The sequence below is a fragment of the Actinomadura fulvescens genome (genome assembly GCF_039533225.1).
Taxonomy (GTDB): domain Bacteria; phylum Actinomycetota; class Actinomycetes; order Streptosporangiales; family Streptosporangiaceae; genus Spirillospora; species Spirillospora fulvescens.
In genome coordinates, this window is the sequence record NZ_BAAATD010000008.1 from 326,998 (window position 1) to 341,687 (window position 14,690).

Genomic DNA, 14,690 nt, shown 5'->3' on the forward strand with positions numbered 1-14,690 from the left:
CGTGAGGAGGAGGTCAACCCTTGAGGGTCAGAGGCCTCTGGACTGGGAGATCGAGCCCGAGGTGGTGAGGGTGAAGGTTCGCATCGACTCGGCGAACTTGGCGAGGTCCCATTCGGCGGGGCCCTCGTACCAGTAGAGGTTGTCGGCGCCCTTGGCCCGCTCGCCCGCGTTCTCGACGGTCTTGGCCCACTTGGGGACCAGGTCGAAGACCACCGCGTAGGGCAGGAAGCGGGAGAAGAGCGCGATGCGCTGGCGGGCGGCCAGCTCGTCCTGCGGGATCTCGCCGCGTTCGAGGAACGCGCGGAAGCCGATGGTGTGCGCCAGGACGGTCGCGCCGCGGGCCGTCTTGGCCGGCATGTACTGGCCGCCGTAGGCGAGGGCGGCGCCCGCGATGATCACGGCCAGGCCGACCAGGGCGAGGTCGGTGAAGAGGGCCAGCGCGATCGTGCCGAGGACGCCGAGGCCGGTCAGCACGAAGCCGGCGATCGTCCAGCGGGAACGCACGGTGTCCGGACGGCGGGCGAACCAGCCCTGCGTGACCACGTCGTCGTACATCGCGGAGCGGACTTTGGCCAGGTCGTTCGCGAAGGTGCCGCCGAGGGCGGACAGCTTCACGGCTGCGCGGGGCGTGCCGTCGGATGCGGAGAAGAGGGAGTCCAGGAGCAGCCGCTCGTAGGGGAGCAGGTCGTCGGACGGGCGTTCCAGGCGCTGCAGCTCCCAGTCGAGGCGGCCGGTGACCTCGCGGTCCTCTTCCTCGATGAGCAGGTAGCCGCGGACGGCCAGGTCGACGATCGTGGCGGTGACGTCGATGACGTCGGCCTGCTCGTCGATCAAGGTGCCGATCTGGCCCGGGCGGACGCCGTCCGGTGGTTCGAATTCGGAGCCCGCGAGGGGTGCGTGGTCGCCTTCGGCCGCCTTCTGGGCGACGACGCGGGCGTCCCGGCCGCGGAGGAGGTAGAGGGCGATGACGCCGCCCAGAAGGAGCAGGAGGAGGCCTGCCAGGGCGCTGCCGGTGATGCCGTTGACGGAGAACGCGGTGGCCACGGTGTGGCGGCGTTCGTAGATGGGTCGGCCTTTGGTGGTTCCGGCGGGGAGGCCGACCACGACCGTGACGTACTCGTCCGCCAGCATCTGGTCCTGCCGGAACTCGCCGCGGGTGCGGGAGTGGTCGGTGAAGAACTGGGTGCAGCCGATCGCGCCTTCGAGGGGGCCGGCGAAGCAGTTGATGTTGCGGATCATCGTCCCGCCGTCCACGGTCACCCGGGCGGCGTCCATCGGCACCTTCCAGCCGCCGAGCGCGGTCCAGCGCAGCTCCTCGGCGTTGCCGAGAGGGGTGGTGATGCCGCGGACGTCGTATTCGAGGACGACGGTCTTGCGGCCGGTCAGCTTGCCGGGGGCTGACACCTTGACGGTCGTACGGGTGCCGGAGGTCGAGGTGGACACGGTCGTCGGGCCGCCGTCGGGGCTGGTGGCCCTGAGGTTCTCGACCTTGTAGACGCGGTCGCGGGTCACGCTGTCGTGGGTACGCGTGACGAAGGTCCGCTTGAGCTCCCGGGTGCCGCCGAACTCGTAGACGATCGTCTCGCGGGCGTGCGTGACACCGCCCGGCCCGACCTTGAGCGTGACCTCGTCCTTGATCACCCGTTCGGCCGCCGCGGTGGTGGCCGCGGCGCCGGTGATCATGGGGACGAGCGCGGCGACGGCCAGCGAGGCGACCAATGGCCGCAGACGACCCAACATGGCCGCAAATCGTAGCGGTACGGCGGGTATGCGGGTCAGGCGCGGTCACTATGGGATGATTTTTTGCTATGGCAGGCCACCACCCCCCTCCGGCGCCCGCGCCGGCACCGCCTTACCGCCTGCCTGCTCAGGGCGTACCGCCGCCGTATCACTACCAGCCGCCGCGCCATCCGGAGCGGCGCACCGCCGGCGGGCTCGTCGTGGGCCTGCTCGGTGTGATCGCCGCGCTCGGCGTTCTGGCGATCGTCGGTTTCTCGGTCGTCTCGTCGCTCGCCGGCGGGGACGGAGACGGGTTCGGGCGCCCGGGCACGCGGGGCGGCGAGCCGGTGACCCGCGCGACGGCCACCGACAACAGGCTCTACCGAACGGGCGCGCTGACGCCGGTCCGGTGCCAGGTGCCGCGGATCCTCCCGGGCGTCGCCTCGATGGACCGGTTCATGAACGCGCTGAGCTCGTGCCTGGACGCCTCGTGGAGCCGCCAGTTCGCGAAGGCCGAGCTGCCGTTCACGCCTCCCAAACGGGTCTTCTGGTCCGGTTCGGGCCGGAGCCCGTGCGGTACCTATCCGAGCCCCGGCGCGTCGGCGTTCTACTGTCCGGCCAACAACACGATGTACGTGGGCCTGCGGCACATCGTCGAGACGTCCGGCGGCGAGCCCCTGTCACACTTCGCCGTCTTCGCCCGGGTGATCGCGCACGAGTACGGCCACCACGTGCAGGATCGTTCGGGGATCTTGCTCTACGGGCATCAGGAGATGGAGCGGTCCGGCATCGCGGGACGGAACGCGGCGAGCCGCCGTATCGAACTCCAGGCGCAGTGCTTCGCCGGGGCGTTCCTCGGGGCCGAACGGCTCACGATCGGGATGACCCGCGAGCAGTACGTCGCGATGATCGTCGACGTGCAGGGGCGCGGCGACGAGCGGCAGCCGGTGGACCGGCGCGACCACGGTTCCGGCCACAACTACGCCGGCTGGGTGGCCAAGGGCTTCCGGGGCCGGCAGCTCGCGGTGTGCAACACGTGGACCGCGCCGGCCTCGTCGGTCGACTGACCACCGTTCGGCCCGGATCCGTAACGCCGCCGACATGCCGGTTCGCGGTGTGTGACGGGACTCACAGGTCAAGTGCTAGCAAACGTGCTTGCAATTGCAAGCATCCTGACGCAGGGTGGAGACATGGCAAGTTCGAAGGTCGGCTCCATTGGGGAGTACATCCGGGAGCAGCGCACGCGGGCGAAGATCTCACTCCGCCAGCTCGCCGAGGTCTCGGGCATCTCCAACCCCTACCTGAGCCAGATCGAGCGCGGCCTGCGCAAGCCGAGCGCCGAGATACTCCAGCAGATCGCCAAGGGTCTGCGGATCTCCGCCGAGGCGCTGTACATCCAGGCCGGCATTCTCGAGGACCGCGAGGCCGACACCGACGTGGAGGCCGCCCTGCGGGCCGACCTGCTCCTGACGGAACGGCAGAAGCAAGTGCTGCTGGACATCTACGTGTCCTTCCGCAAGGAGAACGAAGCTGCCGACGTGCTGACCGGGCACCAACCAGAAGGAAAGGATGAGGTCGGATGACGCTTGCCAGCAACCTCCGCGAGAACAAGGCCGTCTACACGTTCATCGGCGGCGGCGACTTCGCGGCCGAGAAGGTGCGGGAGCTGCCCGAGCAGGTGACCAAGTACCAGGGCGAGCTGCGTGAGACCGTCGGCAAGTATCGCGGCCAGGTCCGCGAGGCGGTCGGGAAGTACCAGGGCGATCTGCGCGGGACCGTCGACAAGTACCGCGACGAGGCCCGTGAGGCCGCCACCAAGCTGCAGGACCGGGTCGAGGTCAAGGACCTGCCGGGCGCCGCGGTCGCGTACGTGACCCACTTCGGCACCCGCACCGTCGAGTTCATCGACGAGCTCGCCGAGCGCGGCAAGAAGGTCGTGCACCGCGAGGCCGAGGAGGTCGCCGAGATCACCGAGGCGAAGCCGGCGCCCAGGACGAGGGCCGCGCAGCAGAAGAAGGCCGCGCAGACCCAGACCAAGGCCGCCGCGACCAAGAAGACCGACGCCTGAGCCGTCGCTCTCCGAGGTCGACATGCGCGAGCTCCGAGACGGACAGGTGCGAGGCCCGGCCGGGATCACCCGGCCGGGCCTCGTCGTTGACTAGTCTGAGGGTAACGAGGTCCAGGACCGCGACGAGAGTGGTGAACGCACGATGACGGCAGGGCTCTCCTACTTCTTTTGGTTTCTCGCGATCGTCGCTTTCGTCTTCGAGGTCATCGCGCTGATCGACGTGCTCCAGGTGCCCGAGGGCGCCTTCCCGGCCGCCGACAAGCAGACCAAGAAGCTGTGGCTGATCCTCCTGGTGGTGGCCAACGTGGTCGGCCTCGGCGGCGCCGTCGGCTTCCTGCCGCTGCTGTCGTTCCTGCCGATCGCCGCCTTCATCGTCGCCGCGATCTACCTCGCCGACGTGAAGCCCGCCGTCAAGCCGTACAAGAACAAGAAGGGCGGCGGCAACTCCAGCTCAGGCCCGTACGGCCCCTGGTGACCGGCGTCCCGCTTCGCCATGAACCCGGCCGGAGTGTGGCTAGGGTGTCGGCATGGGGACACATCACCACGGGCGTACGGCTCGTCTGGAGCTTGACGACCAGTCGCTGCGCGAATGGGACGCGCTCGTACTCTCCTCGGGACCCGAGGGCATCGTCCTCGACCGGTCGGCCTTCTACCCGGGCGGCGGCGGGCAGCCGCCGGACGAGGGCGTGCTGCTCTGGCAGGGCGTGCAGACCCGGATCGCCGGGGTCCGCAAGGGCGATGACCTTGAGCTGATCCCGGTGGAGGGCGACCCGGTCCCACCCGCCGGCACCACCGTGACGGGAGCCGTCGAGGACGCGCGGCGTACGGCGCTGATGCGCACCCACTCGGGCCTGCACCTGCTCTGCGGGGTCGTGTTCCGCGACTACGGTTGCCTCGTGACCGGCGGCAACATGGAGCCGCTGACCGCTCGCATGGACTTCGATCTGCGCGAGGTGCCGCCGGGCTTCAAGCAGGCCGTGGAGGACGCCTGCAACGCCGAGGTGGAGGCCGACCGGCGCATCGACGTCAAGGAACTGCCGCGCGACGAGGCGTTCGAGATCCCCGACATCATCCGGACCGCCACCAACCTGGTCCCGCCCGAGGTCCAGGAGGTACGGATCGTGGACATCGTCGGGCTCGACACCCAGGCGGACGGCGGCACGCACGTCGCGTCCACCAAGCAGATCGGGCGCGTCCAGGTCGCCAAGGTCGAGAACAAGGGCCGCGGCTTCCGCCGCCTCCGCATCAAGATCAACGACTGACCCTCGCCCGCCCGCTACACCCCCCGCCCGGCCGCCTTTTGCGGTTCGGGGTCCGAGCCGCTGGGCGAGGACATCGAGGCCGCGAAAGCCATGGACACCCCCTGCTCGACCAGGGCGAAGGTGCGGTCGAGGGCGTGGCGCATGGCCTCGGGCGAGTAGCCGTGGCGCCGGCAGTGGACGATGACCGACTGCATGCCGCCGATCGCGATGCCCGAGACGGCGACGGCGTCGATCTCGCTGATGCCCGGACACAGGTCGTGCAGCCGCTGCTGTAGTTCCTGCTGGGTGTCGGTCATGCGCTGGAGGGCGCACGCCCGCAGGCCCGGCCGTTCGAGGATGAGCTGCACCTGGACGGCGCCGTACGCGCCGTGCTCGGTGACCAGCGCCTCCATGATGTCGACGATGCTGCGCCGGATGGTCTCCATGGGGGGCTCGCCGGGGGGCCTTTGGGTGAGGCGGTCGGCCACCTCGGCGAGCCGGTCGTCGACCTCGGCGAAGACCACGTCCTCCTTACTCGGGAAGTAGCTGAAGAACGTGCGGGGAGAGACGTCGGCGGCCGCGGCGATGTCGGCGATCGTGGTCTCCTCGTACCCGCGTTCGGCGAAGAGGCGGAGCGCCTCGGAGGCGATCGTCCGGCGGGTGCGCTGCTTCTTCCGCTGCCGCAGGCCTTCGACGTGACCCATGTCACGCACACTAACACGAATGCAAACTTGCAGCTATTGCAAAAATGCACCGCGCGTGTTTTTCTGCGGATCATGGCGCGAACACTGGAGAGACTGGGACGTCTCTGTGTACGGCGACGCCGCGCCGTCTTCGAACTCTGGGTCCTGGTGATGCTCGGGGCGGGAATCCTGGGGTTCGTCCAGGGCGGCATGTTCGTCCAGCAGAGCTCCCTCCCCGGCACCGAGACCCAGCGCGCCGTCGACACCCTGCGCCAGGACTTCCCGGCGATGACCGGTCCCACCGCCACCGTCGTCTTCCATGCCACGGCCGAGGCGAGCCCGGGGGACTGGCGGGTCGCCCTCACCGTGGGCAAGGCCATCGAGAGGCTGACCGCGCTCGACCGCGTCGCGTTCGCCGAGAACCCCTACATCCAGGGCATGGGCGGGATGAAGAGCCACGACGCCGTCGTGATCCGGGTGAACCTCAAGGGCACGATGGGCGACGTCAGCGCCGCCGACCTGGAGAGGTTCGACGAGGCGGTGGAACCGGCCCGGATGGCGGGGCTGGACGTCGAGTTCGGCGGCATCGTCGCGATGATCCTCAACCAGCCGAAGGGCGGCCCGCAGGAGGGCGTGGGGATCATGCTCGCCATGCTGGTGCTGCTGCTGGCGTTCGGCTCGTTCCTGGCCGCCGGCATCCCGATCCTGGTGTCGCTGTGCGGGATGGCCGTCGCGTACTCGCTGATCCATTTCGCGGCGTCGGCGGTGGAGGTGCACCCGACCGCGCCGATGGTCGCCGCCATGCTCGGCATCGGCGCCGGCATCGACTACGCGCTGTTCATCGTGACGCGCTACCGGCAGCAGCTGGCCGACGGCGACGACGTGGAGACGGCCGTCGGCCGCGCCATGGCGCACTCCGGGCACGCGGTGGTGTTCGCCGGGGGAACGGTCGTCTTCGCGATCTGCGGCCTCTTCCTGTCCGGCATCTCGTTCATCGGCCGGATCGGACTCGCCTCCGCGCTGGCGGTCGGCCTCATGGTGCTCGCCGCGCTCACGCTCCTGCCCGCCATCCTGGGCGCGCTGGGTACGCGCATCGACCGCTACAAGCTGCCTCGCGTACGCCCCGACCGCAGCTCGACGCGGTGGATGTCGTGGGGACGCCACGTCGACCGCAACGCCTGGCCGTACGCGATCGTCGCGACGCTCGTGCTCCTCGCGCTCTCCATCCCGACGCTCAGCCTGCGGTTCGGGGTGATGGCCGACAGCATCTCCTCGCCCAAGATGGACTCGCGGCAGGCGTACGACATCGTCGCCAAGGAGTTCGGCGCCGGCCACTACAGCCCGTTCGTCATCGTCGCCAAGGTGCCGGGCAAGGAGGCGCCCGCGAAACCGGCCAAGCGCGAGGTGCCGACCCTCAAGGGACCGGACGGGCTCACGGGACTCACCGGGCCGCAGGGCACGGTGGCGCCCTCTCCCACCGCGCGGAAGCCGTCGATCCCGCTGCCCAAGGGCGCGCCGGACCTGACCAAGAAGCCCGACAAGCGCGCCGTGGTGCTCGGCCAGGCGCTCAAGCAGCGGGTCTCCGAGGTACCGGGGGTGGCGTTCACGGCCGAGCCCGTCATCATCGGCACCACCGCGATGATCCAGGTCATCCCCGCGACCGCGCCGCATGTGGAGGAGACCACCGACCTGGTCCACCGGCTGCGCGGCACCGAGATCCCGGGCGTGCTCGCCGGGCATCCCGGCGCCACCGTCCACCTCGGCGGCGAGAACCCCGCGATCATCGATCTGGCCGACACGGTCGGGGACCGCATGCTGACCGTGGTCGTCGCCGTGGTCGGCGTCGCCCTGGCCCTGCTGGTCATCGCGTTCCGCTCGATCATCGTGCCGATCAAGGCCGCGCTGATGAACCTGCTGTCCATCGGCGCCTCGTTCGGGGTCGTGACCGCCGTCTTCCAGTGGGGCTGGGGCATCCAGCTGTTCGGCGTGGACCAGGCGATCCCGATCATGTCGTTCGTCCCGCTCTTCATGTTCGCCCTGATCTTCGGGCTCTCCATGGACTACGAGGTCTTCCTGCTATCGCGGATCAAGGAGGAGTACGAGCGGTCGGGCGATCCGCACGAGAGCGTGGTGATCGGCATCGGCGCCACCGCCCGGCTCATCACCTCCGCCGCGCTGATCATGATCTTCGTCTTCGCGAGCTTCGTGCCGCAGCCCGATCCGACGGTGAAGATGATGGCGCTCGGGCTCGCGGTGGCGGTCGCGGTGGACGCGACGATCGTCCGGCTGGTCCTGGTCCCCGCGCTGATGAGCCTGCTCGGCCATGCCAACTGGTGGTGGCCCGGCCGCAGCCGTCCCGCCCCGTCCGCCGCAGCCGAGGGCCATGAGCCGACCGCCGAACAACTGGAGCTCGAACTCATCGGCTGAGCATCCGGTCGTACCGCAGCATGCCGACGGTCAGGGCGGGCCGGAGCCCGCCCTGACCGGTCAGCGCCGCGCGGTCGTCAGACCTTGGCCAGCTCCTCCTCCCGCGCCTCGTCGGCGGGCGCCGGGGTGCCGGTCGCGGGCACCCGGCGCAGCAGGGCGATGGCCAGGATCGCGGCCAGCGCGGCCAGGGCCGCGGCCCCGCCCGCGGCGATGTTGAGACCCTCGGCGAACGCGTCGCGGGCCTGGTCGACCAGAGCGGCGGCCTGGTCTGCGGGCAGTGCCTCCGCGGCCGCCAGGGCGCCCGGCAGGGTGTCGGCCGCCGCCGCGGGCACGTCGTCGGGCATCTCGGACCGGTAGATCGCGGCGCCGAGGCTGCCCAGGACGGCGATGCCGAGCGAGACGCCGAGGTCGCTCGCGGTGCTGTTGACGGCGGAGGCGGCGCCCGCCTTCTCCGGCGGGGCGGACCCGATCACCAGGTTGGTGGTGAGCGCCATGGTCGGGGCGATGCCCGGGTAGAGCAGGTAGAAGCCGATGATCAGCATCGGCAGCCCGACCGCCTCGACCTGGGTCAGCACGAGGTAGCCGGCCACCGAGAAGAGCGCGCCGCCGGCCACCACGTAGGCGGGACGCACCCGGCGGGTGAGCTTCGGTGCCAGCATCGACACCGCCACCAGGGCCAATGCCGCGGGCAGGATCCACAGCCCGGACTTCAGCGGCGACTGGCCCGCCACCAGCTGCAGGTACTGGGTGAAGAGCAGGTAGACGCCGCCGAGCGCGATGGCCGAGAAGAGGAAGACCGCGAGCCCTCCGCTGAACGTCCGGTTCGCGAACAGCCGCACGTCCAGCAGCGGGTTGGCCAGCTTGAGCTGACGGCGGACGAACACCACCGACAACAGCAGCCCGAGGGCGGCCGTCGCGATCGCGGTCGTGTTGAGGCCGTGCTTGGCGAACTCCTTGATCCCGTACACGATCGGCAGCAGCGAGGCCATCGACAGCAGCACGCTCGGCACGTCCGGCGAACCCGCCTGCGGCGCCCGGTACTCGGGAACGAGCAGCGGTGCGGCGATCACGACCAGCGCCATGACGGGCACGCCGATCAGCAGCGCGGCGCCCCACCAGAACGACTCCAGCAACAGCCCGCCGACCAGCGGTCCGATCGCGACGCCGACCGAGATCGAGGCCGCCCACAGGCCGATGGCGGTACCGCGCTGGCGTTCGTCGCGGAACATGTTGCTGATCAGTGACAGCGTGGACGGCATGACCGCGGCGGCCCCGACGCCCATCACGGCCCGCGCCGCGATCAGCCAGCCGGCGTCCGGCGCGAAGGCCGCCGCCATCGAGGCGAGCCCGAACGCGACGGCGCCGAACATCAGGATTCGGCGGCGCCCCAGCCGGTCGCCCAGCGTGCCCATCGCGACGAGGAGACCCGCCATGACGAGCCCGTAGATGTCATTGATCCACAGCAGCTGGCCGCTGCTGGGCCCGAGATCGGCGGCGATCTGCGGAGTGGCGAGGAACAACACCGTCATCGCCAGGAACAACAGGACGGTCGGAAGAAGCAGCACGGACAGGCCGAGCCACTCCTTCGCCCCGGCGCGCGCGCCGGGGGTGATGGTGGAAGCAGACATGGTCTTTAACTCCAGGGGGTGTCGGGAATTTCGCGTGCCCGGGAGATGAGCTCGTCGAGCAGCAGATCGGTTCGGCCGGTCCGGTCACGGCCGGTGAAGCGCACGGCTTCACCGACCGTCACCGCCTCGACCGCGCCGAGCAGGGAGCGGACCTCGGCCTCGGCCGGCGGCGACCCGCCGTACCGGACGAGGCCCACGGGCTTGGCCTTCCAGCAGCGGGCGCACCAGGAGACGGCGCGCCGCAGCCGGTCCGGCGGCCTGCCGTGCAGCACGAGCAGGAAGCCGTTCGCGGCGCCGAGCCACGGAAGCAGGTCGTGCACCGCCGGCGGCGTCGGCAGCCGGCCGGACGGCGGGTCCGGCAGGCACGCGGCGCCGAGGTCGAGCAGGTCCACCTCGGTGTCGTCGCCCCGGGCGTGGATCCGGCCGGTGAGCCATTCGGCCACCGCCCGGTCCGCGTGGTCGTCGGCGCCGGCGATGATGATCGCGATCCGTGTCATCGGTCCCTCCCTTCGAGAAGCACAGTGCGCGAACGCGCTCCAGAAGGACTCAGGGCGGACTCAGGACCGGCTCAGGGCGACTCTCGGATAGATTCCGTCCATGCGTTTCGGGGTGCTCGGTCCGCTCGCCGTGTGGACCGCCGAGGGCGGTCAGGTGCGGATCCCCGAGGTCAAGGTGCGTTCTCTGCTGATCCAGCTGCTCGTGGACCCGGGCCGGGTCGTGCCCGCCGACCGGTTGATCGACGTGCTGTGGGGCGGCAACCTGCCCGCCAACCCCGCGGCCTCGCTGCAGACGCGGGCGTCCCAGCTGCGGCGTGTCCTCGACGCCGCCGATCCGGGCGGGCGCAAGGCGCTGGTGTCACAGCCGCCCGGCTACCTGCTGGACGTGGCGCCGGACGCCGTGGACAGCGGCCGGTTCCGGCTCCTCGTGGAGAGGGCGCGCGCCACCGACGATCCCCAGGCACGCGCCGACCTGCTCGGCGAGGCGCTTGCGCTGTGGCGCGGACCGGCACTGCTCGACTTCGCCGACGAGGAGTTCGCCCGGGCCGAACGCACCCGGCTGGACGAGCTTCGCCTGACCGCGTGGGAGGAGCTCGCCGAGGCCAGGCTCGACCTCGGCGAGCACGGCATGCTCGCGGACGAGCTCGGTGATCTGGTGGCCCGCCATCCGCTGCGGGAACGGCTGCGCGCGGCCCACCTGCGGGCCCTCTACCGGGCCGGACGCCAGAGCGAGGCGCTGGACGGCTACCGCGAGCTCCGCGAACGCCTGGCCGACGAGCTGGGCGTGGACCCGGGCCGCGAGATCGCCGCGCTCTACCAGTCGATCCTCGAACAGGACGCGTCCCTGGGCTCGCCGCCCGCGCCCGCGCCGCGTACCAACCTGCCCGTTGCCCTCACCGACCTGGTCGGACGCGCCGAGGCGGTGCGGGAGATCGGCTCGCTCCTGCGCACCGGCCGGCTGGTGACGCTGACCGGTCCGGGCGGCGTCGGCAAGACCAGCCTCGCGCTGGAGACGGCCCGCCACGTCACCGGCGGTTTCCCCGACGGGGTGTGGGTCGTCGAGCTGGCCTCCGCGACGTGCGGGGACGACGTCGCGGAGCTGGTCGCGGCGGCCCTGGAGATCCGGGACGAGAGCGCCGACGGCCTCCCGGCGCGGCTCGCCGCGGCGTTGCGGGACAAGCGGACGCTTCTCATCCTGGACAACTGCGAGCAGGTCGTCACCGAGGCCGCCGAGCTGACCGCGGCACTGCTGCGTACCGCTCCCGGCCTGCACGTCCTCGCCACGAGCCAGCGTCCCCTCGGCACCACGGGCGAGCTGCTGTGGAACGTGCCGCCCCTCACCGAGCCCGGCGCCGTGGAGCTCTTCGCCTCCCGGGCCGCGGCGGGCAGTCCCGGCTTCCGCGTGACTCCCGAGAACGAGGCCGCCGTCGCCGCGATCTGCCGGCGGCTCGACGGCCTCCCGCTCGCCCTCGAACTGGCGGCCACCCGCGTCCGCGTCCTCGGCGTTCACGAGCTCGCGGCCCGGCTCGGCGACCGGTTCCGGGTGCTGGGCCGTGGCTACGGCGACGCGCCCGCGCGGCAGCGCACGCTGCGCGCGATGATCGACTGGAGCTGGGAGCCGCTCGCCGAGGACGAGCGCACCGTGTTGCGGCGGCTGGCCGTGCACGCGGACGGCTGCACGCTCGACGCGGCCGAACGGGTCAGCGGCGAGGACGGGCTCGACGTGCTGGACCTGCTGGCCGGGCTGGTCGACCGTTCCCTGGTCGTGGTCTCCGCCGGTCCGGACGGGACGCGGTACCGCCTGCTGGAGTCGGTCGCCGCGTACTGCTACGAGCGGTTGCGGGAGACCGGCGAGGTCGAGGAGATCGAGCGCCGGCACCGGCGGTACTACACCGAGCTGGCGGCGCTCGCCGACTCCTACCTGCGCGGCCCCACGCAACTCGAATGGCTGCGCCGGCTGGACGCCGAGACGGCCAACCTGCGGCTCGCGCAGGAACGCGGCGGCGGCCTTCCGCTGGTCAACTCGCTGGCCTGGTACTGGGTGCTGCGCGGCCGGCTCGGTGAGGGCCTGCGTGCCCTTACCGCCGCGCTGGCGGCGGCTGACGGCACCGATGACGACGAGGCGGGAACGGCTCGGGTCTGGCGCGCCGCGTTCAACCTGCGCATGGGCCAGAGCCAGGACCCCGCTCAACCGGCCGTGCCGCCGTCGCGGCCGGACGGCCTGGAGGCGCTCACCCGCCGGGTCCGTGCCGAGGTGTTCCGGACCGTCGCCCACCTCGCCATCGGTGAACGGGCGGCCGAGGAACGGCTGGCCATCGAGCTGCTGGAGGTGACGCGGGCCATCGGTGACAGGTGGGGAACGGCCGCCGCCCTCAGCTCGCTGGCCAGGCAGGCACTGGTACGCGGCGACCTGACGGCGCTCGCCGAGCACGGCCGGCGCAGCATGGAACTCTTCACCGAGCTGGGCGACCAGTGGGGACGGCTGCACGCCACGTTCGCGCTCGGCTTCCATGCGGAGATCACGGGCGACTACGCCGAGGCGGGGCGCCTGCACCGGGACGGGCTGCGGATGGCCGAGGAACTCGGCGTCTGGACCGAGGTCAGCGACCGGCTGTCGCTGCTGGGCCGGATCGCGCTGCTCACCGGCGACCATGCCCGAGCCGACGAACTGCACGAACAGGCCCGTGACCGCGCCGCCGAACAGGGCTACACGGTCGGCCGGGAGTTCGCCGACCTCGGGCTGGCACTGAGCTACCGGCGGCAGGGACGGCTCGACGAGGCCGGCTCCCTCCTGCGGCACTGGCTGGACTGGAACCGCGAGCTCGGCTCCCCGCTCGCGCAGGCGCTGATCCTCGCCGAGCTCGGCTTCGTCGCCGAGCTGCGCGGCGACGCGGAGGCCGCCCGCTCCCTGCACGAGCAGAGCCTGGAGTCGGCCCGCGACGCCGGTGATCCCCGTTCGGTGGCGCTCGCGTACGAGGGACTGGCCGGCGCCGCCGCCATCGCGGGCGACGCTTCCCTCGGCGCGCGGCACCTGGGCACCGCGGCAGCGCTCCGGGACGGCGTCGGCGCGCCGCTCCCGCCCGCCGAACGCGGCGACGTCGACCGCGTCACGGCGGCGCTCCGCACGGCTCTGGGCGACGCGGCGTTCGACGCGGGGTTCGCGGCGGGCCGCGCCGCGGCCGACGGCGCGACCCCGGCCGGCCTGGCGGATGCCTGAGCCCGGTCGGCAGTACGCTCGGCTCGTCGGCGCGCGGGGAGGCATGTTGATCACTGATGACGTCCGGGAACGGGCGGTCGCGCTCATCGAGGACGAGGGGCTGCCCGCGTTCGTCTACGACCTGCGGACGCTGCGGTCGCACGCGGCGGCGATCCGGGAGGCGCTGTCGGTGCCCGGCGCGCCGGAGCTCTACTACGCGGCCAAGGCGAACGCCGAAGCGCCCGTCCTGCGGACGCTGGCGCCGTACGTCGACGGCATCGAGGTCGCCTCGGGCGGCGAGCTGGAGCACGTGCGCCGAGTGCTGCCGGACGCGAGGCTGGCCTTCGGCGGCCCGGGCAAGACCGACCCCGAGCTGGCCTCGATCCTGCGGCTGGGCGTCGACCGTGTCCACGTGGAGAGCCCCTACGAGCTGGCCCGCCTCGCGACGCTCGCCCGCGAGACCGGACGCGAGGTCGACGTCCTGCTGCGGGTCAATCTGGCGAGACGGCGTGACGGCGTGGCGCTGGCGATGTCCGGCCCGTTCGGCATGGACCCCGAGGCGATCGAGGACTGCCGCGCGACCCTGGCCGCCGCGCCCTGGGTCCGCCTGAAGGGTTTCCACGCGCACCTGGCGTCGGGGCTGGAGGCCCCCGGCATGCTCCGGCAGTCCGAGGAGATCGTGACCTGGGCGCGCGGCCGGTTCGGCCTGACGGCTCCAGAGATCAACCTCGGCGGCGGGATGGCCGTGGACTACGCCGATCCCGGACGCCTCTTCGACTGGGACGCGTACGCGAAGGGCGTCGCGGAGCTGGGACTGCCGGGCGAGACGCTCCGGATCGAGCCGGGCCGCGCGGTCAGCGTCTACTGCGGCTGGTACGTGACCGACGTGCTCGATGTGAAACGGGCCCACGGCGCCTGGTACGCGATCCTGCGCGGCGGGACGATGCACCTGCGCACACCGGTCACCAAGGGCCATGACCAGCCGTTCGTCGTGATCCCGCAGGGCGGGCCGGGGCCCGCGACCGACGAGCCCGTGACACTGGTCGGGCAGCTGTGCACGCCCAAGGACGTGTTCGCGCGGACGGCCCCGGCCGGACGGATCGCAGTGGGCGACGTGGTGGCGTTCGCCATGGCGGGCGCGTACGCCTGGAACATCTCGCACCACGACTTCCTGATGCACCCCAAGCCGGGCTTCCACTACCTGAACGGCTGACGCTCAGTTCTCGTCGCG

12 protein-coding genes are annotated in these 14,690 nt (G+C 71.6%); 8 read left to right on the forward strand and 4 right to left on the reverse strand.

Annotated features, from left to right (window positions below):
* Window positions 1-27 precede the first annotated feature (27 nt).
* Window positions 28-1,740, reverse strand: a complete 1,713-nt coding sequence (locus ABD333_RS29230) for a DUF2207 domain-containing protein (RefSeq protein ID WP_344545731.1) — start codon at window positions 1,738-1,740, stop codon at window positions 28-30.
* Window positions 1,741-1,808: 68 nt separating this feature from the next.
* Between ABD333_RS29230 and ABD333_RS29235 the strand changes: the two genes are divergently transcribed.
* From ABD333_RS29235 to ABD333_RS29255, 5 genes are all read left to right on the forward strand, one after another.
* Entirely contained in the window at window positions 1,809-2,786 is a 978-nt protein-coding gene (locus ABD333_RS29235; RefSeq protein WP_344545732.1) for a neutral zinc metallopeptidase, read from the forward strand.
* 123 nt (window positions 2,787-2,909) lie between these two features.
* Window positions 2,910-3,302 carry a helix-turn-helix domain-containing protein gene (locus ABD333_RS29240; protein WP_344545733.1) on the forward strand — a complete coding sequence of 131 codons (393 nt, stop codon included), beginning with the start codon at window positions 2,910-2,912 and terminating at the stop codon, window positions 3,300-3,302.
* Window positions 3,299-3,787 carry a hypothetical protein gene (locus tag ABD333_RS29245; protein WP_344545734.1) on the forward strand — a complete coding sequence of 163 codons (489 nt, stop codon included), beginning with the start codon at window positions 3,299-3,301 and terminating at the stop codon, window positions 3,785-3,787. The genes ABD333_RS29240 and ABD333_RS29245 overlap by 4 nt, the downstream gene beginning before the upstream one ends.
* A gap of 142 nt (window positions 3,788-3,929) precedes the next feature.
* A complete protein-coding gene (locus tag ABD333_RS29250) occupies window positions 3,930-4,262 on the forward strand; it encodes a DUF2516 family protein (protein ID WP_344545735.1) in 333 nt (110 codons plus the stop codon).
* 52 nt (window positions 4,263-4,314) lie between these two features.
* Window positions 4,315-5,049, forward strand: a complete 735-nt coding sequence (locus ABD333_RS29255) for an alanyl-tRNA editing protein (protein ID WP_344545736.1) — start codon at window positions 4,315-4,317, stop codon at window positions 5,047-5,049.
* Between the two features lie 14 nt (window positions 5,050-5,063).
* Here the strand turns inward: ABD333_RS29255 and ABD333_RS29260 are convergent, their stop codons facing one another.
* Window positions 5,064-5,732, reverse strand: a complete 669-nt coding sequence (locus ABD333_RS29260; protein WP_344545737.1) for a TetR family transcriptional regulator — start codon at window positions 5,730-5,732, stop codon at window positions 5,064-5,066.
* A 72-nt stretch (window positions 5,733-5,804) separates the two neighbouring features.
* Here ABD333_RS29260 and ABD333_RS29265 point away from each other — a divergent pair, with 72 nt between their 5' ends.
* The gene (locus ABD333_RS29265; RefSeq protein WP_344545738.1) at window positions 5,805-8,138 is read left to right on the forward strand and encodes an MMPL family transporter; all 2,334 of its coding nucleotides are present in this window, start codon (window positions 5,805-5,807) and stop codon (window positions 8,136-8,138) included.
* 77 nt (window positions 8,139-8,215) lie between these two features.
* Here the strand turns inward: ABD333_RS29265 and ABD333_RS29270 are convergent, their stop codons facing one another.
* Window positions 8,216-9,766: an MFS transporter gene (locus ABD333_RS29270; protein WP_344545739.1), complete on the reverse strand. Its 1,551-nt coding sequence runs from the start codon at window positions 9,764-9,766 to the stop codon at window positions 8,216-8,218.
* Window positions 9,767-9,771: 5 nt separating this feature from the next.
* Window positions 9,772-10,263 (reverse strand): NADPH-dependent FMN reductase, encoded by a 492-nt coding sequence (locus tag ABD333_RS29275; RefSeq protein ID WP_344545740.1) that lies wholly within the window; start codon window positions 10,261-10,263, stop codon window positions 9,772-9,774.
* 100 nt (window positions 10,264-10,363) lie between these two features.
* On the opposite strand from ABD333_RS29275, the gene ABD333_RS29280 reads away from it, so the two are divergent.
* Together ABD333_RS29280 and ABD333_RS29285 are read left to right on the forward strand one after the other, a co-directional pair.
* On the forward strand, window positions 10,364-13,480 hold the full coding sequence (locus ABD333_RS29280; protein ID WP_344545741.1) for an ATP-binding protein: 3,117 nt from the start codon (window positions 10,364-10,366) through the stop codon (window positions 13,478-13,480).
* Between the two features lie 43 nt (window positions 13,481-13,523).
* Window positions 13,524-14,672, forward strand: coding sequence for a type III PLP-dependent enzyme (locus ABD333_RS29285; protein WP_344545742.1), 1,149 nt, complete (start codon window positions 13,524-13,526; stop codon window positions 14,670-14,672).
* Window positions 14,673-14,690: the final 18 nt, after the last annotated feature.

Bases quoted from the DNA above. Each gene is read 5' to 3' on its own strand.
- ABD333_RS29245 (WP_344545734.1), top strand. From the start codon at position 3,299: ATGACGCTTGCCAGCAACCTCCGCGAGAACAAGGCCGTCTACACGTTC.
- ABD333_RS29265 (WP_344545738.1), top strand. From the start codon at position 5,805: ATGGCGCGAACACTGGAGAGACTGGGACGTCTCTGTGTACGGCGACGC.
- ABD333_RS29235 (WP_344545732.1), top strand. From the start codon at position 1,809: ATGGCAGGCCACCACCCCCCTCCGGCGCCCGCGCCGGCACCGCCTTAC.
- ABD333_RS29275 (WP_344545740.1), bottom strand. From the start codon at position 10,263: ATGACACGGATCGCGATCATCATCGCCGGCGCCGACGACCACGCGGAC.
- ABD333_RS29280 (WP_344545741.1), top strand. From the start codon at position 10,364: ATGCGTTTCGGGGTGCTCGGTCCGCTCGCCGTGTGGACCGCCGAGGGC.
- ABD333_RS29260 (WP_344545737.1), bottom strand. From the start codon at position 5,732: ATGGGTCACGTCGAAGGCCTGCGGCAGCGGAAGAAGCAGCGCACCCGC.
- ABD333_RS29270 (WP_344545739.1), bottom strand. From the start codon at position 9,766: ATGTCTGCTTCCACCATCACCCCCGGCGCGCGCGCCGGGGCGAAGGAG.
- ABD333_RS29240 (WP_344545733.1), top strand. From the start codon at position 2,910: ATGGCAAGTTCGAAGGTCGGCTCCATTGGGGAGTACATCCGGGAGCAG.
- ABD333_RS29285 (WP_344545742.1), top strand. From the start codon at position 13,524: ATGTTGATCACTGATGACGTCCGGGAACGGGCGGTCGCGCTCATCGAG.
- ABD333_RS29250 (WP_344545735.1), top strand. From the start codon at position 3,930: ATGACGGCAGGGCTCTCCTACTTCTTTTGGTTTCTCGCGATCGTCGCT.
- ABD333_RS29255 (WP_344545736.1), top strand. From the start codon at position 4,315: ATGGGGACACATCACCACGGGCGTACGGCTCGTCTGGAGCTTGACGAC.
- ABD333_RS29230 (WP_344545731.1), bottom strand. From the start codon at position 1,740: ATGTTGGGTCGTCTGCGGCCATTGGTCGCCTCGCTGGCCGTCGCCGCG.